This window comes from Herbidospora sp. NBRC 101105 (genome assembly GCF_030269205.1).
Classification (GTDB): domain Bacteria; phylum Actinomycetota; class Actinomycetes; order Streptosporangiales; family Streptosporangiaceae; genus Herbidospora; species Herbidospora solisilvae.
Genome location: NZ_BSSX01000004.1, coordinates 325,466 through 341,595, shown reverse-complemented (window position 1 = coordinate 341,595; position 16,130 = coordinate 325,466). Strand labels below are relative to the sequence as shown.

The 16,130-nt window shown below is 71.1% G+C and carries 20 protein-coding genes; 9 read left to right on the top strand and 11 right to left on the bottom strand.

Going from position 1 to position 16,130, the window contains the following annotated elements:
- Both QSK34_RS18910 and QSK34_RS18905 read left to right on the top strand, forming a co-directional pair.
- A complete protein-coding gene (locus QSK34_RS18910) occupies window positions 1-1,242 on the top strand; it encodes a MurT ligase domain-containing protein (RefSeq protein ID WP_161482482.1) in 1,242 nt (413 codons plus the stop codon).
- Window positions 1,232-1,939, top strand: coding sequence for a type 1 glutamine amidotransferase (locus tag QSK34_RS18905; RefSeq protein ID WP_285585553.1), 708 nt, complete (start codon window positions 1,232-1,234; stop codon window positions 1,937-1,939). Before QSK34_RS18910 ends, QSK34_RS18905 begins: the two co-directional genes overlap by 11 nt.
- Here QSK34_RS18905 and QSK34_RS18900 read toward each other — a convergent pair.
- Both QSK34_RS18900 and QSK34_RS18895 read right to left on the bottom strand, forming a co-directional pair.
- Window positions 1,929-3,446 carry a WD40 repeat domain-containing protein gene (locus tag QSK34_RS18900; RefSeq protein ID WP_285585552.1) on the bottom strand — a complete coding sequence of 506 codons (1,518 nt, stop codon included), beginning with the start codon at window positions 3,444-3,446 and terminating at the stop codon, window positions 1,929-1,931. The two genes, QSK34_RS18905 and QSK34_RS18900, sit on opposite strands and share 11 nt — an antisense overlap.
- A 70-nt stretch (window positions 3,447-3,516) precedes the next feature.
- A complete protein-coding gene (locus QSK34_RS18895; RefSeq protein WP_030451609.1) occupies window positions 3,517-3,879 on the bottom strand; it encodes a DsrE family protein in 363 nt (120 codons plus the stop codon).
- Between the two features lie 34 nt (window positions 3,880-3,913).
- On the opposite strand from QSK34_RS18895, the gene QSK34_RS18890 reads away from it, so the two are divergent.
- The 5 genes from QSK34_RS18890 to QSK34_RS18870 all read left to right on the top strand — a co-directional run bounded on the left by QSK34_RS18890 (window position 3,914) and on the right by QSK34_RS18870 (window position 7,915).
- The gene (locus QSK34_RS18890; protein ID WP_030451608.1) at window positions 3,914-4,396 is read left to right on the top strand and encodes a heme-binding beta-barrel domain-containing protein; all 483 of its coding nucleotides are present in this window, start codon (window positions 3,914-3,916) and stop codon (window positions 4,394-4,396) included.
- Between the two features lie 11 nt (window positions 4,397-4,407).
- Window positions 4,408-4,698: a DUF2470 domain-containing protein gene (locus QSK34_RS18885; protein WP_285585551.1), complete on the top strand. Its 291-nt coding sequence runs from the start codon at window positions 4,408-4,410 to the stop codon at window positions 4,696-4,698.
- A gap of 283 nt (window positions 4,699-4,981) precedes the next feature.
- Window positions 4,982-5,392, top strand: coding sequence for a Fur family transcriptional regulator (locus QSK34_RS18880; protein ID WP_030451606.1), 411 nt, complete (start codon window positions 4,982-4,984; stop codon window positions 5,390-5,392).
- A gap of 20 nt (window positions 5,393-5,412) precedes the next feature.
- On the top strand, window positions 5,413-6,441 hold the full coding sequence (gene ygfZ / locus QSK34_RS18875; RefSeq protein WP_285585550.1) for a CAF17-like 4Fe-4S cluster assembly/insertion protein YgfZ: 1,029 nt from the start codon (window positions 5,413-5,415) through the stop codon (window positions 6,439-6,441).
- 16 nt (window positions 6,442-6,457) lie between these two features.
- Window positions 6,458-7,915 carry a M48 family metallopeptidase gene (locus QSK34_RS18870; protein WP_285585549.1) on the top strand — a complete coding sequence of 486 codons (1,458 nt, stop codon included), beginning with the start codon at window positions 6,458-6,460 and terminating at the stop codon, window positions 7,913-7,915.
- A 4-nt stretch (window positions 7,916-7,919) separates the two neighbouring features.
- Here the strand turns inward: QSK34_RS18870 and dtd are convergent, their stop codons facing one another.
- Complete coding sequence (gene dtd / locus QSK34_RS18865) at window positions 7,920-8,345, bottom strand: D-aminoacyl-tRNA deacylase (RefSeq protein WP_062345217.1); 426 nt, start codon at window positions 8,343-8,345, stop codon at window positions 7,920-7,922.
- 33 nt (window positions 8,346-8,378) lie between these two features.
- On the opposite strand from dtd, the gene QSK34_RS18860 reads away from it, so the two are divergent.
- On the top strand, window positions 8,379-9,287 hold the full coding sequence (locus QSK34_RS18860) for an asparaginase (protein ID WP_285585548.1): 909 nt from the start codon (window positions 8,379-8,381) through the stop codon (window positions 9,285-9,287).
- Here QSK34_RS18860 and QSK34_RS18855 read toward each other — a convergent pair.
- Window positions 9,274-10,848, bottom strand: a complete 1,575-nt coding sequence (locus tag QSK34_RS18855) for a DUF2207 domain-containing protein (RefSeq protein WP_285585547.1) — start codon at window positions 10,846-10,848, stop codon at window positions 9,274-9,276. The two genes, QSK34_RS18860 and QSK34_RS18855, sit on opposite strands and share 14 nt — an antisense overlap.
- Window positions 10,849-10,886: 38 nt before the next feature.
- Here QSK34_RS18855 and QSK34_RS18850 point away from each other — a divergent pair, with 38 nt between their 5' ends.
- A complete protein-coding gene (locus QSK34_RS18850) occupies window positions 10,887-11,858 on the top strand; it encodes a magnesium transporter CorA family protein (protein ID WP_285585546.1) in 972 nt (323 codons plus the stop codon).
- 13 nt (window positions 11,859-11,871) lie between these two features.
- Here QSK34_RS18850 and QSK34_RS18845 read toward each other — a convergent pair whose 3' ends face one another.
- The 7 genes from QSK34_RS18845 to QSK34_RS18815 form a co-directional block, all read right to left on the bottom strand.
- Complete coding sequence (locus QSK34_RS18845; protein WP_030451599.1) at window positions 11,872-12,210, bottom strand: DUF2516 family protein; 339 nt, start codon at window positions 12,208-12,210, stop codon at window positions 11,872-11,874.
- A gap of 125 nt (window positions 12,211-12,335) precedes the next feature.
- Complete coding sequence (locus QSK34_RS18840) at window positions 12,336-12,722, bottom strand: hypothetical protein (protein ID WP_161482491.1); 387 nt, start codon at window positions 12,720-12,722, stop codon at window positions 12,336-12,338.
- A complete protein-coding gene (locus QSK34_RS18835) occupies window positions 12,719-13,159 on the bottom strand; it encodes a helix-turn-helix domain-containing protein (protein WP_285585545.1) in 441 nt (146 codons plus the stop codon). The genes QSK34_RS18840 and QSK34_RS18835 overlap by 4 nt, the downstream gene beginning before the upstream one ends.
- A 60-nt stretch (window positions 13,160-13,219) precedes the next feature.
- Window positions 13,220-14,119, bottom strand: coding sequence for a M56 family metallopeptidase (locus QSK34_RS18830; protein WP_161482493.1), 900 nt, complete (start codon window positions 14,117-14,119; stop codon window positions 13,220-13,222).
- Window positions 14,116-14,472, bottom strand: coding sequence for a BlaI/MecI/CopY family transcriptional regulator (locus tag QSK34_RS18825; RefSeq protein WP_081898316.1), 357 nt, complete (start codon window positions 14,470-14,472; stop codon window positions 14,116-14,118). Before QSK34_RS18825 ends, QSK34_RS18830 begins: the two co-directional genes overlap by 4 nt.
- A gap of 56 nt (window positions 14,473-14,528) precedes the next feature.
- A complete protein-coding gene (locus QSK34_RS18820; RefSeq protein ID WP_285585544.1) occupies window positions 14,529-15,311 on the bottom strand; it encodes a class I SAM-dependent methyltransferase in 783 nt (260 codons plus the stop codon).
- Window positions 15,308-16,045, bottom strand: a complete 738-nt coding sequence (locus tag QSK34_RS18815) for an SDR family NAD(P)-dependent oxidoreductase (RefSeq protein WP_285585543.1) — start codon at window positions 16,043-16,045, stop codon at window positions 15,308-15,310. Before QSK34_RS18815 ends, QSK34_RS18820 begins: the two co-directional genes overlap by 4 nt.
- Between the last annotated feature and the right edge of the window lie 85 nt (window positions 16,046-16,130).

Sequence of the window (16,130 nt, the reverse complement as noted above, 5' to 3'; positions counted from 1 at the left end):
ATGAGTCAGTTGCCGTTGCGCGCTCAGCTCGCCAGCGCGCTCGGACGAACCGCCGCGACGCTCTCCCGGGCGACCGGGCGCGGCGACGGGTCCGTGATCGGCGGGCGGGTGGGCCTGCTCCTGGAGCCCGACCTCCTGCGCAAACTCGCCCACGAGAAGAAGCTCGCACTGGTCAGCGCCACCAACGGCAAGACCACGACGACCCGCTTGATCGCCTCGGCGCTCCAGGAGCTCGGCGAGGTCGCCACCAACGCGTTCGGCGCCAACATGCCCGCCGGCCACGTCTCGGCCCTGTCGTCCAACAAGGCCGCCCCCTACGGCGTGCTGGAGGTCGACGAGAAGTACCTCCCCGAGGTGCTCGACACGACCGAGGCCGGCGTCGTGGTGCTGATGAACCTCAGCCGCGACCAGATGGACCGGGCGGCCGAGATCTGGCTGCTGGCCCAGAAGTGGCGCCGCGCCCTGGCCGGCCGGCCCGCCCACGTGATCGCCAACTGCGACGACCCGCTCGTCACCTGGGGCGCCTCCACGGCCGCCCGGGTGACCTGGGTCGCCGGCGGCCAGCGCTGGCACGAGGACTCGTGGTGCTGCCCCGAGTGCGGCGGCCCGCTCGACCGCGCCGAGGGCATCGTCAACGCCGACTGGGCCTGCCGCGAGTGCACCTTCAGCCGACCCGAGCCCAACTGGATCCTCGACGGCGAAGACGCGATCGACCCCTACGGCCACCGCTGGCGGCTCGACCTCCAGCTCCCCGGCACCGCCAACCGCTCCAACGCGGTCGTCGCCCTGGCCACCGCCGCCGCGTTCGGCCTCGAACCGCAGCGTGCGCTGCCGAGGCTGCGCGAGGTCAAGTCGGTCGCCGGCCGCTACACCACCGTCGAGCGCGACGGCCGCGTGATGAAGCTGCTGCTGGCCAAGAACCCGGCCGGCTGGCTGGAGGCCTTCGACGTCACCCGCCCCGACCGCCCGATCGTGTTGTCGGTCAACGCCCAAGGGCCCGACGGCCGCGACACCTCGTGGTTGTGGGACGTCGACTACCGCATCCTCGCGGGCCGCCACGTCTACGTGACCGGCGAGCGCCGCCTCGACCTGGCCCTGCGGCTCGACGTCGCCGGGGTCGGCTTCATCCTGGTCGACGACTTCAGCCAGGCGGTGTCGGCGCTCCCGCCGGGCGACATCGACGTCATCGCCAACTACACCGCGTTCCAGTCGATCCGGACGGAGTTCGGCCGTGCAGTCTAGCCTCCGCATCGTCTGGATCTACCCCGACCTGCTGTCGACCTACGGCGACCAGGGCAACGTGCTCGTGCTCGAACAGCGGGCCCGCCGCCGGGGCATCCCCGTCGAGGTCGTCCACGTCCGCTCCTCCGACCCGGTCCCCGAGCAGGGCGACATCTACCTGATCGGCGGCGGCGAAGACCGGCCCCAGATCCTCGGCGCCGAGCGTCTGCGCCGCGACGGCGGCCTCCACCGGGCCATCCAGCGGGGCGCGTCGCTGCTGGCGGTGTGCGCGGGCTACCAGATCATGGGCTCGGTGTTCGGCGGCGAGGAGGGCCAGCCGGTGCCCGGCATCGGCCTGCTCGACATCAGCTCGGGCCGCGGCGAGCGCCGCTCGGTCGGCGAGCTGGCGGCCGAGGTCGACCCGTCGCTGGGCCTGCCGACCCTCACCGGCTTCGAGAACCACATGGGCGTGACCCGGCTCGGCCCGGGGGTCACCCCGCTGTCGCGCACCCTCGTCGGCACCGGCAACGGCGACGGCACCGAGGGCTGCTTCGCCGGCAAGATCATCGGTACGTACCTCCACGGCCCGGCCCTGGCCCGCAACCCCGCCCTGGCCGACCTGCTGCTCCGCTGGGCCGCCGGTCCGCTGCCCGCGATGGACGACAGCTGGTACGAACGCCTCCGGAACGAACGCCTGAGCGCGGTGCTCAAGCCGTAGGGCCGAGGTCGAACCGCCAGACGTAGCCGTCCCAGGTCCCGGCGAACAGGTAGGTCCGGCCTTGGTGGGTCGCGACCGCGAACCCCTCGGGACCGGAGGTCGGCCCCTCCGCCGGTGGGCCGACCTGCTTGGTGGTGGTCAGGTCCCATTCGCGCAGGGTGCCGTCGTCGGCGCCGGAGAACCCGATCGTGGTCCCCCCGGCGACGGCCAGCGCGACACACTTGACCGGGTTCGGCAGCCGCTCGCCCAGCAGGTGGCCGATGGGCTGGCGCTCCGACAGGTCCCAGAGCCGGGTGGTGCCGTCTTCGGCGGCCGACAGGACGATGGGCCGCCGGTCCGCGTGGCCCATGGCGAGGTTCCAGATCGTGCCGTCGTGACCGCCGATGGGCACACCCGACGGGCTGGGCTCGGTGAGATCCCACCGGCGCACCAGCCGGTCGTCGCCGCCCGACAACGCGGTCGGCTTCCCGGCCACCTCGCCCACCACGATGGCCTTGGGCGACATGGCCAGCGGCTGCCCGACCACCTCGCCCTCGGGGGCGGACGCGGCCAGGTCCCAGCGGCGGATCGTCAGGTCGTCGCCCGCCGTGAACGCCCAGGGCCGCCCGGCGATCGTCGTGACGCCCAGGGCGTTGATCCCGCCCGACTCCTTCCCGGCGTTCAGCACCCGGCCCTGCCCCGAGGCCAGATCCCACATCCGCACGGTCCCGTCGGCCGACCCGGTCACCCCGGTGGCCCGGCCGCCCACGTCGGCGATCTTCGCCGCGAACACGGCCCGGGTGTGCCCGGTGAGCACCGCGCCGATGCGTTCGCCGCTCACGAGGTCGCGCAGGTGCACCGTGCCGTTCTGGCAGCCGTAGAGGACGACCGGCCGCCCGCCCAGCACGCCGTGGGCGACCGACCAGACGGCGCCGTTCCCGCCGGAGAGCGGCCCGCCGAACATCACGCCGGTCCTTGGCGGCGGCTCGCCGCTCAACAGACGAGGGGCCGCCACGGCGGCGGCGGCCACGACGGCGACCGAGGAGAGCGAGATGAGCACGGCCCGCCGTGACCTCAGGATCCCGCCGAGCCGGCCGGGAGACCTCTCGTCGTGGCCTGATCGCTCGCCGGTGACCGGCGCGGGGATGTCCATGTCCCCATGGCTTGATCGTTCTCCCACGGGCGGCGCGGGGATACCCGTGTCCGTGTGGTCCGATCGCCCTCCCGCGGCGGGCGCAGGAACGCCCATACCGGAAATCTCGTGATCTGGGCCGCGCGGAGGCGTGGTCGTGGCGGCGTCGGCGGTGAGCCACAGGCGGTGGAATTCCGCCGTGTCGCCGTTCAGGGATTCCACGATCAGTTCGAGGGCGCCCCAGCGGGGGAGGCGTTCGCAGAGGATGACCGTGCGGGCCGACGTGTGGCTCATTCCGGTCTGCTTGGCGAGTTCGCGGTAGCTCGGTTTCCCGGCTATGCGATAACGCTCCTGGAGGAGTAACCGTAATTCGGCCAGTGGGTCGCCGGATGTCATTTATTCGTCCCGTCCCGAAATAAGGGGACCTGCCGCGCTCAGGCCGAAGCCTAATGACACCCGCGCCGTGTTAGTAGACCAGCGCCTGAACGCCTTCCTGGGTGATCTCCTCGACGAATGTCGGCGCCCCGGCGATGCGGATTCCGTCGATCACGTCGTCGAGCGTGATGCCGCGCCGGGCCGCGCATTGGGTGCACAACGTCACCCGCCCGCCGGCCAGGACCGCGGCCAGCAGGTCTTCGAGGGGGGCCGCCTCGGCGAGCTTGAACTCCTCGGCCCGGCCCGGCAGGGCGAACCACGACGACTCGCCGGTCAGCCACAGCGACACCCCGACCCCGCTGACGATCGCCGCCCCGGCGACGTTGAAGGCCTGGTTGCACCGCTCGGGGGCGTCGCTGCCCGCGGTCACTTTGATCACCAGTTGGCGTGCCATGCCCGCAGCCTAAACCCGCACTAGCCTTGACGGCATGGACGTACATCCCGATCTTGAGCCGATCGCGTTCCTGCTGGGCCACTGGGAGGGTGCCGGGGTCATCGGCTACCCGACGATGGAGAGCGCCAACTTCGGCCAGGAGATCATCTTCGAACACAACGGCAAGCCGTTCCTCAGCTACCGCAGCCGCACCTGGCTGCTCGACCAGCAGGGCGAGAAGGTCCGCCCCCTCGCGAGCGAGTCCGGTTTCTGGCGCGTCCAGCCGGAACGCCAGGTCGAGGTCATGTTGTCCCACCCGACCGGGATCATCGAGATCTACGTCGGCGAGGTCGTCTTCCACAAGATCGAGCTGATCACCGACGTCGTCGCGCGCACGGTCACCTCGAAGGACTACTCGGCAGGCAAGCGCCTCTACGGCCTGGTCAACGGCAATCTCATGTACGCCTACGAGATGGCCGCCGTCGGCCTCCCGCTGCAGGACCACGCCTCGGCGGAGCTCAAGAAGGTCGCCGACTAGGATCGGGCGCCATGAGCACCCCGCTGACCCCGGACGCGGTCGAAGCGATCAAGAAGCACATGAACGACGACCACGCGGACGACGCGCTGCTGATCGTGCGGGCCCTCGGCGGAAAGCCCGGCGCCACGTCGGCCCGCACGACCGGCGTCGACGCCGAGGCCATCTACTTCGAGGCCGACGGCGAGCCGGTCACGGTCAAGTGGTCCGCGCCCATCGAGGAGCGGGCGCAGGTGCGCAAAGAGGTCGTCGTGCTCTATCGGCGGGCGTGCGAGATCCTCGGCGTGGAAGCACGCGGGCATTGAGAAACCCCGGGCGCCTTCCGCTCGGTTGAGCGGGCCGGCTGGACCAATGGGAGAGGGTCTGCACCCTGCACCCGCCGGCTGCCCGGGGTTCCGGTGTCTGCCTGGATCTGCGCTCTGACGCGCCGACCCGGAGCTGGTCCGGATCGGTTGTCCTAGCGGACAGCCACCTCGCTAGCCCAATCATGACTAATCATTATTCGGACCACCTCCTTTCTGCGTGCTTCGTACGCTAGGCGCTCTTCTCGGGGGTGGGCAAGTCAATATCGGGCCGTAGGATTTCGTCATGACCGACACCTGGCACGACGAGCTCCGGGCCCGCGGCTACCGGGTCACTCCGCAGCGCCAGCTCGTCCTCGAGGCGGTCAGCGCGCTCACCCACGCCACTCCCGAGGAGATCTGCGCCAAGGTCCAGGAGACCGCGCGCGGGGTGAACATCTCGACCGTCTACCGCACCCTCGAACTGCTCGAAGAGCTCGGCCTCGTCACCCACACCCACCTCGGGCACGGCGCGCCGACCTACCACCTGGCCGCCGACGCCGACCACGTCCACCTGGTCTGCCGCAGCTGCGGGCAGATCATCGAGGCGCCTCCCGAGCTGGTCGGCGACATGGTGGCCCGGCTCGACCGCGACATGGGGTTCCAGACCGACGTCCACCATCTGACGATCTTCGGGCGGTGCCGCGACTGCCGTTGAGCGGGCTTAGCCTGAGAGGTATGCGCAGCCCTTTGCTCGACGTCTCCGGAGCCGTCCCCGGATCGTCGCCCGACGACACCGTCGCGGCCCACTACGGCGACCCCTACGGCGAACAGCGCGCCCTGGCGGCCGGCCGGGCCGTGGTCGACCGGAGCAACCGTCCCGTGATCACCGTGTCCGGGCCCGACCGGTTGAGCTGGCTCAACAGCCTCAGCTCCCAGAAGCTCGACGACCTGCCCCCCGGAGTGTGGACGCAGACGCTGTTCCTCGACCCGCAGGGGCGGCTCGAACACCACCTCCACCTGCGTGACGACGGCGAGACGACCTGGATCCACGTCGAGCCCGGCACCTCCGAAGCCCTGGTGACCTGGCTCGAGAAGATGCGCTTCATGCTCCGCGTCGAGATCGCCGACGTGTCGGCCGACTGGGCGGTGATCTCGGGCCTCCCCGGTGACGACCGGCTGATCCCGCGTCCGGAGCTCGCCGCGCAGGGGCCGCTGGCGGGGCTCTGGGCCTACGAGGCGCTGCGCATCGAAGCCCACATCCCCCGCTACGGCTTCGACACCGACCACAAGTCGATCCCCCACGAGCTGGGGCTGATCGAGAGCGCCGTCCACCTGAAGAAGGGCTGCTACCGGGGTCAGGAGACGGTCGCCCGCGTCCACAACCTGGGCCACCCGCCGCGTCGGCTGGTCTTCCTGCACCTCGACGGCAGCGTCGACGAACTCCCGCCCCACGGCACCCCGGTGACGCTCGGCGTGAGCACCCCCCTTGAGGCCGACCCCGAGGCGGCGGTCGAGGGTTCGGCGACCCCGGGCCAGATCGGCTTCGTGGGCTCCTCGGCCCGCCACCACGAACTGGGGCCGATCGCCCTGGCGGTGGTCAAGCGCACCGTCCCGGTCGACATCGACCTGGTGGCCGGCCACGTGGCGGCCAAACAGGAAGTGATCGTCCCCCAGGACGCCGGCCGCAACGTCCAGGTCGACCCGGAACTGCGCAGGCAGGCCGCGATGATGGCCCGCGACCGGAAGCGCCCCAATCTCATGTAGGCACTAGCCTGCTCGCGTGGGACGCGCGCTGGTGTCGATCGTGATGTTGTGCGGCCTGGTGGGCGTGGCGGCCGCGCAGCTCACCGGGTTCGTCGTGCTGTTACGGGCGATACCCCCGGGGAGGGTCCCGCCCGTCGGCTTCGTCATCCTCGTGCTGGTCATGTTCGGCTGGGCCGGCTGCCTCGTGTGGGCGCTGGGGCGCGGGTTGTGGCGGGCACTGCGGTGGCGGGACGATCGGTCGACCGGCCCGGCCCTCGACGCCGATCAGGCTCCGGGGTTGTGGCAGCTCGCTCGGGAGGTGGCCGCGGAGGCCGGCACCCGTCCTCCCCACGAGGTCCGGCTCATGTCGGAGCCCAATGTCCGGTACACCCACGCCTTCCTGCGAGGTCACCGCGTCCTGTACGTCGGCCTGCCGCTGCTCCAGACGATGACGGTCGGCCAGGCCCGGTTCGGGCTGGCGCATTTCATGGCACACTTCGCCGCCGGCCACACCCGGTGGGTCGGGTTCGCCATCCGGTCCGACACGGCCATCGTCACCACCGCCGAGGCCCTCCGCCCCACCAACCCGGCCGCGTGGGCGTTCCGCGGATACAGATGGTTGTACCGGCTGATCGACAACGCAGTCTGCCGCCGCTGGGAGTTCCGCGCCGACGCCGTCGCCGTGCGGGTGGCCGGGTCGGCCGACGCGGTCGGCGCGATGCACGAGATCTGGGCGGTCATTGAAGCGTGGAACTTCTTCCACGATTTCCACCTGCTGCCGGGCTCTGAGGCGGGGCACCTGCCCGATGACTTGTACGGCGGCTTCGCCGAATTCGTGGCCGCGCGCAAGGACGAGCTCGACGCCCTGCGGGCCAAGCCGCTCCCGGCCAACCCGTCACGGTGGGACCCGTTTCCGTCGTCGGCCACCCGCGCCGCGCGCTTTCCCGAGTCCTTCGCCGTGTCGGACGGACGGCCCGCCACGTCGCTGATCCTCGACCTGGCCGCCGCCCAGGCGGCGTTGCGGGCCGTCGAACTGGAGGCCACCCGGGCGGCGTTGCACGCCCTCGGACGGGAGGTCGAAGACGACATGGTGCTCGCCTGGCCCGAGTTCACCCATGCGGCCACCACCGCGCAACTCCAGCGCGAGACCGACGGCATTCTCCACACCATCGGGCTCACCGGGCCGGGGCTGCCCCAGGTGCTGCAAATGCTGGAAGACGGCCGCCTCGACGAGGTCGCGCGGCCGCTGTTCCCGGAGGCCGCGACCGAGGACCTGCCGGAACTGATCCTGACCCCGCTGGAGGTGCTGATGAACCTGGCCGCCGTCCGCGCGGGCCAGGCCACCTTCCGGCATTCGTGGAGCGCACCGGCCGAACTGGTCGCCGCTGACGGCAGCCCCCTCGACTTGACCAGGGTGGCCGAACAAGCGATCACCGATCCGCGCGGCGCGACCGCCGAACTGGCCGCACTCGGCATCGGGATCTGGCGGGCCTGACCGGTCAGACGTCGATGACCAGCGTGATCGGGCCGTCGTTGATCAGGGCGACCTTCATGTCGGCGCCGAAGCGGCCGGTTTCGACCCGCGCGCCGAGCCTGCGGAGTTCCTCCTGGACCGCGATCACCAGCGGTTCGGCCACCGGGCCCGGGGCCGCGGCCTGCCACGTGGGGCGACGGCCCTTCTTCGTGTCGGCATAGAGCGTGAACTGGCTGATCACCAGCAGGGGCGCCCCGATGTCGGAGCAGGACTTCTCGCCGTCGAGGATGCGCAGGCCCCACAACTTCGCCGCCAGTTTCGCCGCCTCGGCCGGGCCGTCGGTGTGGGTCACCCCCACCAGGACCATCAGGCCGGGCTCGTCGATCGCGCCGACCACCGTCCCGTCGACCGTCACCGATGCCTGGCTCACTCGTTGGACCACCGCGCGCATGGCGGGATTCTGCCATGCCCTACAGTCGACGGCATGTCCGAATTGCTGGTCGAGGTGGTTCGCTCCGGGTTCGTGGAGTCGGTCCACCGCGCCCGGGTCGTCGCCGTCGACGCCGAGGGTTCCCCCGTCCTGGTCCATGGCGACGTGCAGGCCCCCGCCTCGCCCCGGTCGTCGATGAAGCCGCTGCAGGCGGCCGGCATGCTGCACGCCGGGCTCGACCTCGACGGCGAGTTGCTGGCGCTGGCCTGCGGGAGCCACGCGGGGGAGCCGATCCACGTCGAGGGGGCCCGCCGCATCCTCGCTCGGGCGGGGGTCGACGAGAGCGCCCTGCGGTGCCCCGAGGACTATCCCGACGACCGATCCTCCCTCGACTTCGGCCGCGTCTACATGAACTGCTCCGGCAAGCACTCGGCGATGCTCGCGACGTGCGCGGTCAACGACTGGCCGACCGAGGGCTACCTCGACCCCACCCACCCGCTGCAGAAGTCGATCCGGACCACCGTCGAGGAGCTCACCTCCGAGCGCATCGCCGCCACCGGCGTCGACGGCTGCGGCGCGCCGCTGTTCTACGTGTCGATGGTCGGGGTCGTGCGGGCCTTCCGGCGGATCGTCACCGCCCCCGAGGGCTCGAAGGAGCGCCGGATCGCCGACGCGATGCGGGCCCACCCCGAATACACCAGCGGCACGACGCGGCCCGAGGCGGTGCTGATGCGGAGCGTGCCGGGGTTGATGCTGAAGGCGGGCGCCGAGGCGTTCGACGCGTTCGCGCTGGCCGACGGGCGGGCCGCCGCCGTGAAGATCGTCGACGGCGGCCAGCGGGCCAGGGTCGCGGTCACCGCCCATGTCCTGAGGGCGCTGGGCGAGGACGTGCCCGGCGACCTGGTGCCGCCGATCAAGGGCGGCGGGCGGCCCGTGGGCGAGCTCCGGGTCAGAACGACCTGAACTGGCGGGCCGCCGAGATCGCGCCCGACGTGGTCATCACGAACGTGCGCATCGAGTCGGCGAACTTCGACAGGTCCCACTCGGCGGGCCCGTGGTACCAGTACAGGTTGTCGCCCTCGGTCGTGATCGTCGACACGACACGGGCCCACCGGTCGACGCTGTCGAAGATCACCGCGTACGGCAGATAGCGGGAGAACAACTCGACCCGCTGGCCCTCCGGCAGCCCGTTCACGTCGCCCGAGATGAGGAACTGGCGGAAGCCCAGCGTGTGGGCGAGCGCGGCGGCGCCCTTGGCGGTCTTGGCCGGCATGTACTGGCCGCCGACCGTCAGGGCCGCCCCGGCGATGATCACCGCCAGGCCGACCAGGCCGTAGGTGGTCTGCCAGGCCAGCACGACCGTGCCGGCCAGGCCCACCAGGGTCAGCAGGACGCCCAGGACGGTCCAGCGCGACCGCACCGAGTCGGGCCGCCGGGCGAACCAGCCCTGCTTGACGACGTCGCGGTAGAGGGCGTCGCGCACCCGGGCCAGGCCGGCCGAGAAGCCGCCGTGGAGCTGGGAGAGCAGGATGTCGTCGCGCAGGTCGAACATGGCGTCGTACAGGGCGCGTTCGTAGGGGAGCAGGGCCTGCACGGGGGCCTTGGGCAGCTTCACCAGGAGCCAGTCGGGGGCGTCGTAGGGGCCGCGCGGTTGCTCGTCGATGCGCAGGTAGCCGCGTACCGCCAGGTCCACGATGGTGGCCGTCACGTCGATCACGTCGGCCTGTTCGTCGATGAGGGTGCCGATCTGGCCGGGCCGCACCCCGTCGGGCGGGGCGAAGCGGCCGTCTTCGAGGGGGGCGTACATGCCCGACTCCGACTCGACCACCCGGGCGTCGCGGCCGCGTGAGCGGTAGAGGCCGTAGAGGCCGCCGAGCAGCAGGAGCAGCAGGGCGACCAGCGAGCCGCCGGTCCACACGTCGACGGTGAAGGCGGTGGCCAGGTCGAAGCGGCGCTCCAGGATCGGCTGCGCGCCGGTCGACCCGGCGGGGTAGGCGACCACGACCGTGAGCTGCTCGCCCTCGGCGAGGCCGGTCTGCTCGAAGGCGGCGTTCTCGGCCGACTCGTCCATGCTCGCGGCGGTGCAGCCGAGCGCCGAGGCGGCCGGTCCGGCGAAGCAGGCCAGGCTCTGGATCTGGCCGGGGCCGCGGACCGACACCGTCACGGCGTCGAGCGGCCCGCCGGCCGGGAACCAGCGCAGTTCCTCGGTGCCGTCGGGCAGCGGGGTGACCGCGCCGGTGACGTCGTACTCGACGGTCCCGGCGGCCGGTACGGTCAGCGTCTCGCCGTCGAGGGTCGCGCCCTTGACGTTGGTGATGCGGTAGATCCGGTCGAAGCCGTCGTCGTGGCGGGTCCGGGTGGTCACCGTACGGCTCAGCGGCCCGTCGGCCCGCTCGACCACGTGCAGCACCCCGTCGGGCCGCAACTGCATGGTCACCTCGCTCGTCCCGGCGGCACGGGCCGGCGCGGCGAACAGGACGATCAATAAGAGGGCCAGCCCTAACGGGCGTGCCAGAGATGTCATGACCCGTCACGATAGTGCCATCGGAGTACGCTGACCCGGTGGCGCGCACCCGGCTCTACCGCAAGGGGAAACTCGAATCCGAGGGTTTCCCGATCGCCGACGTCTCCGACCACCTGGGCGAGCCCGACGTGATGGTCTGGTTCGACCTGTGCACCCCGACGCGCGCCGACCTCGACGCGATCAGCGAGGAGCTGGGCCTCCACCCGCTGGCCGTCGAAGACGCCCTCCACGCGAACCAGCGCCCCAAGCTCGACGTCTACGACACCCACATGTTCCTGAACGTCTACGCCACCCACTTCGACCAGGACACCGGCCGCCTGGAGTCGGTCGAGGCGTCGGCGTTCGTCACCGAACGGGCCCTGGTGACCGTGCGCACCAGCGAGGCCTTCTCGATCGACCAGGTGCAGCGCCGCTGGGACTCCGGCGGCGCCCTCGCCGAACACGGGGTGGCCTTCCTGCTGCACGGCCTGCTCGACTACGTCGTCGACAGCCACTTCGAGGTCGTGCAGGCCATGGACGACGAGATCGAGAAGCTGGAGGAGGGCCTGTTCCAGGAGACCCTGCCGGGCCCCGGCGAGCAGCGCCGGACCTTCGAGCTGCGGAAGAGCCTGGTCAACCTGCGTAGGGTGGTCGCCCCGATGCGCGAGGTGGTCAACACCCTGTTCCGCCGCAACGACGTGATCCGCGACAGCTCCCTGGCCCCCTACTTCCAGGACGTCTACGACCACGCCGTGCGCGCCGCCGAATGGACCGACTCGCTGCGCGACTTGGTGGGCAACATCCGCGAGGCGCACATGACCATGGCCAACAACAAGATGAACCTGATCATGAAGCGGGTGACGAGCTGGGCCGCGATCATCGCCGTGCCCACCATGATCACCGGCTTCTACGGCCAGAACGTGCCCTATCCGGGTTCGGGCCAGCCGTGGGGGTTCTGGACGTCGACGGGGCTCTGGGTGGTCGCCGCCGTCGTCCTCTACACGCAGTTCAAGAAGCGGGACTGGCTCTGATCACGCCAGGGGATCACCAGGGGCCGTAGGGGCCCTGGTTGCCGCCACCGCCGCCCTTGTACTCGCTGACGGCCGGCTTCACGTCGGCCAGGTAGATGCCGGAGGCGATCACCGAGGCGATGGTGAAGATGTTCAGCATGTTCAGCCCGCCGCCCATGTATCCGGCGGCGGAGGCGAGCGTGAAGATCGTGGCCAGGCCGGTGAAGAGCATCCACAGGTTCTTGTTGAGCTTGCCGGCGGCCTGGAAGGCGCGGGCGGGGGTGCGGATCGCGTGGATCAGGGCCCACACCGACATCCCGAACGCCGCGATGGCGAGGCCCAGGAAGATGAGGTCCAGTACGCCGTAGAGCATCGCTTCACTCCCGCGGGGTCAAGGTCGGAATGTCCACCAGCCTAGTGTCTGGTTTCCGTGGTGTGCAGGGCGAGAAAGCCGCGGCCCCGGTGGGGGATGTCCCACCGGGGCCGCGAACGGTTCCGCTACGACGCCTTCGTGGCGTTGGTCCGGCGGGCGGCCGGGCGCTTCGCCGGGGTGGTCGCCTTGGCGGCGACGGCGGGCTCGGCCGCCTCGGAGACCTCGGTGAGCTCCAGTGCGGCCTCGCCGCTGGCCTGGCTGACGACCTTGCGGCCGCGGTTCGCCATCTCCTCGTAGATGGCGTTCAGCCGCTCGGCGACGCTGTTGGCGTAGTCTTCGGCCTTGCCCTGCACCCGGCCGGCGTAGGCGAAGGCCTCCTCGCGGCGGGCCTGGAGGTTGATGACGCGGTCGGGGATCTCGCGCAGCTTCTCCACCGCGTAGTCGCCGGCCCCGGTCAGGGCGTAGAACGGCTTGGACTCTGTGATCTTCTTGACCTCGGTGGCGAGGGTCATGGCAGGTTGTACCCTTCTGACGTGGCGTGACCGTTAAGTGAGGCCGCATCGAGGGGCTCGGCCGGTTGCGTCGGCTGGGCCCCTTCCTTCTCCGCGGCCTTGTTCTCCTTGCGGAACGACTCGTATATGTCGACCAGAACCTGGCGCTGCCGTCCGGTGATCGTGACGTCGGCCCTGATGGCGGCCAGGACGTCGCTGTCGGGCTCGCGCTCGTCGATCAGACCGGCCTGCACATAGAGCGCCTGGGACGAGATCCGCAGACCCTTGGCGATCTGGTTGAGGATCTCGGCACTCGGCTTGCGCACTCCCCGCTCGACCTGGCTGAGGTAAGGAAAGGACACCCCGGCCTGGGCCGCGAGCTGACGCAGCGAGATCTTCGCCTGCGTGCGCTGCTCGCGGATGTATTCACCGATCGAGCCGACCTTCGGGAGTTCCATGTCTCCCAGCTAACCAGAGCGTGTATGCATTTGCAAACGCACTGGTTAACGATAGCTAACTCACTGGGGCAAGAACCACAAAAGGGGCGCTGTGGTCGTAAGCAGGGCAGCCCCGGCCACGATGCCGTAGCGGTACCGCTTGCGCATGGCCGGACCGGGCTGGACCAGCCGGTTCACCCGCGCCATCACGTTCTCGGCGCCCATGCCGAGCGCGCCGTGGGGCGTGGCGAACGCGCCGGCCGTGCCGAACCGCAGCAGCGCCGTGGCCAGCCGCTTCGGCGGCACCCGCAGCCGGGCGTGGTCGTCGGCGGCCATCTCGACCAGCAGCGCGACCGACGCGTTGGCGTCGCGCACCACCTTCGACCAGGGCAGCACCCAGCGCAGCGCGGCGAACGGCAGCAGCACCAGGTCGTGGCGCTCGCGCGCGTGGGCGTCTTCGTGGGCGAGCACGGCGGCCAGTTCGTCGCGGGAGAGCAGGCTCAGGGTGCCCTCGCTGATCACCACCTGCGACTTCAGCCCCGGCACGCAGTAGGCCGCGGCCCCGGGGTGGTCGACCACCCGTACACCCGGAACGGCCGGTTCGTCGCGCGCCACCAGCGACAGCAGCAGGCGGTGGCGGCGGCGGGCCTGAAGGGTCTGCGCCATGGCCACCACGACCACGGCCATCAGCACGGTCAGCAGCGCCAGCCCGGCGGCCAGCGCGCCCACCCGCTGGAGCCCGGAGGGCTCCCGCCAGTGGGTGACCAGATAGACCAGCCCGTGGATCACCCCGCGCCCCCACGGTTCGAGGGCGTAGGCCAGGAGCGCGCCGACGGAGGCCAGCCCCCACGTCAGGCCGAGGGCCTGCCACAGGGCGATGGCGGCCCGGGGGGCACGCCAGGTCCAGCGGACGGACGTCATCCGCCACGCGGACACCGCGCAGACGGCGGCGAGCGCGGCGAGCGCGACGGCCGCGATCACTCCTCCTCCAGCTCCGTGAGAGCTTTTCGGAGCACGTCGGCCTCGGTGCCGGACACGGCCTGCGCGAACCTGGTCAGCGCGGCGGAACGGTCTCCCGTCATGTCGAGGGCCTCCAGCATCAGCTCGGCGATGTAGGCGTCACGGCTCGCGGCCGGTTCGTAGCGCCACGCACGGCCGTCGCGGACCCGCGTCAGGAAGCCCTTCCGGGTGAGCCGGTCGAGCACGGTCATGACGGTCGTCGGCGCCAGATCGCGATCGGCGATCAGCCGCCCCACCTCACGGGCGGTCAACGGACCACCCTCCGCCCACAGAACGTCCATGATGCTGCGCTCAAGCTCGCCAAGACCCTTCACGACATTCAGCCTACCCGGCGTAGTACTACGTCTCGTAGAGGAGGGTGGGGTACACCTCAGCTTACAAGCGCCGACCAGGGAAGGGACAGCTCACCGAGTCGCCATCGGGCCGTTCCCCCGTAGGGGGCGGAGGTGTAGAGGGGCCAGGTTTCCCTGAGCCGCCCGATCGACTGGATCCAGCGCTGCCGTGCCCCGTACGCCCCGAAAGGGGCCGACATCGCCCAGGCGCGGTCCCAGTCGGTGAGGAAGGCGTGCACCCTCTCCCCGGGCACGTTCCGGTGGATCAGCGTCTTCGGCAGCCGTTCGGCCAGGTCGGAGGGCCGGTCGACGCCGCCGAACCGGGCCGCGAAGGTGAGCGTGCGCGGGCCGGTCCGGTCGAGGCCCACCCAGACGGCCCGGTGCCCGATCTCCGAGCAGGTGCCCTCGACGATCACCCCGCCGGGCTGGAGCCGCGAGGCCATCAGCTCCCAGTGCCGCCAGGCCTCGGCCTCGGGATACTGCCGCAGCACGTTGAAGGCCCGGATCACCAGCGGCGGCCGGCCGGGGATCTCGAAGCCGCCCCGGCGGAAGTCCAGACCGGGCTTCCGGTACGCCGACGCCGCCGCCACCCGCTCGGGGTCGATCTCGACCCCCACGACCTCCAGGTCGCGCCGGACCCGCCGGAGCCGGGCGAACAGTTCCAGCGTGGTGACGGGGGAGGCGCCGTACCCGAGGTCGACCACCAGCGGGTCGGCGGCCGACCGCAGCAGCCCCTCGTGGACGGCGGCCAGCCACCGGTCGGCCCTCCGGAGCCGGTTGTGCCCGGTGGTGCCGCGGGTGATCGCCCCGACCGGTCTCACACGCGGTGGACCTTGTGCTGGGCGGCCTGCGCCCGGGGGCGGATCACCAGGCGGTCGATGTTGACGTGGGCCGGACGGGTCACCGCGAACGCGATCACGTCGGCCACGTCGTCGGCGGTCAGGGGGTCGGGCACGCCTTCGTACACCTTCGCGGCCTTCTCGGCGTCGCCGCGGAAGCGGTTGAGCGAGAACTCCTCGGTCTCCACCATGCCGGGCGCGATCTCGATTATCCTGACCGGCTCGCCGACGAGTTCCAGGCGCAGCGTCTCGGTCATGGAGGTCTGGCCGTGCTTGGCCGCGCAGTAGCCGCCGCCGCCCTCGTAGGAGACCAGCCCGGCGACCGAGGTCAGCATGACCAGCACGCCGTCGCCGCTGGAGACCAGCTTCGGCAGCAGCGCCTGGGTCATCCGGAGGGTGCCCAGCACGTTGACCTCGTACATCTGGCGCCAGTCGTCGAGCAGGCCGTAGGCGACCGGTTCGAGGCCGACCGCGCCGCCCGCGTTGTTGACCAGCACGTCGACCGTCGGCACGGCCGCGTTGAAGGCGTCGACGGACTCCTGGGAGGTGACGTCGAGGGTCATCGGGACGATTCCCGGGTGCTCGGCGGCCAGGTCGTCGAGCCGGTCGCGGCGGCGGGCCGCCGCCACCACCTGGAATCCCTCTTTCGCCAGCCTGCGGGCCGTCGCGGCGCCGATTCCGCTGCTGGCCCCCGTGACCACGGCTGTTTTCGTCATGGTCGCAATCCTAGTGAGAGCGGGAATCTTGGGCTGAGTGTCATGGTTAGTCGTTGTTTGGAGGTGGTTGCGGGTGCGACGGGTG

Excerpts from the sequence above, each read along its gene's own strand:
- QSK34_RS18910 (WP_161482482.1), top strand. The coding sequence starts at position 1 with ATGAGTCAGTTGCCGTTGCGCGCTCAGCTCGCCAGCGCGCTCGGACGA.
- QSK34_RS18900 (WP_285585552.1), bottom strand. The coding sequence starts at position 3,446 with ATGACATCCGGCGACCCACTGGCCGAATTACGGTTACTCCTCCAGGAG.
- QSK34_RS18895 (WP_030451609.1), bottom strand. The coding sequence starts at position 3,879 with ATGGCACGCCAACTGGTGATCAAAGTGACCGCGGGCAGCGACGCCCCC.
- QSK34_RS18890 (WP_030451608.1), top strand. The coding sequence starts at position 3,914 with ATGGACGTACATCCCGATCTTGAGCCGATCGCGTTCCTGCTGGGCCAC.
- QSK34_RS18885 (WP_285585551.1), top strand. The coding sequence starts at position 4,408 with ATGAGCACCCCGCTGACCCCGGACGCGGTCGAAGCGATCAAGAAGCAC.
- QSK34_RS18880 (WP_030451606.1), top strand. The coding sequence starts at position 4,982 with ATGACCGACACCTGGCACGACGAGCTCCGGGCCCGCGGCTACCGGGTC.
- ygfZ (WP_285585550.1), top strand. The coding sequence starts at position 5,413 with ATGCGCAGCCCTTTGCTCGACGTCTCCGGAGCCGTCCCCGGATCGTCG.
- dtd (WP_062345217.1), bottom strand. The coding sequence starts at position 8,345 with ATGCGCGCGGTGGTCCAACGAGTGAGCCAGGCATCGGTGACGGTCGAC.
- QSK34_RS18860 (WP_285585548.1), top strand. The coding sequence starts at position 8,379 with ATGTCCGAATTGCTGGTCGAGGTGGTTCGCTCCGGGTTCGTGGAGTCG.
- QSK34_RS18855 (WP_285585547.1), bottom strand. The coding sequence starts at position 10,848 with ATGACATCTCTGGCACGCCCGTTAGGGCTGGCCCTCTTATTGATCGTC.
- QSK34_RS18845 (WP_030451599.1), bottom strand. The coding sequence starts at position 12,210 with ATGCTCTACGGCGTACTGGACCTCATCTTCCTGGGCCTCGCCATCGCG.
- QSK34_RS18840 (WP_161482491.1), bottom strand. The coding sequence starts at position 12,722 with ATGACCCTCGCCACCGAGGTCAAGAAGATCACAGAGTCCAAGCCGTTC.
- QSK34_RS18835 (WP_285585545.1), bottom strand. The coding sequence starts at position 13,159 with ATGGAACTCCCGAAGGTCGGCTCGATCGGTGAATACATCCGCGAGCAG.
- QSK34_RS18815 (WP_285585543.1), bottom strand. The coding sequence starts at position 16,045 with ATGACGAAAACAGCCGTGGTCACGGGGGCCAGCAGCGGAATCGGCGCC.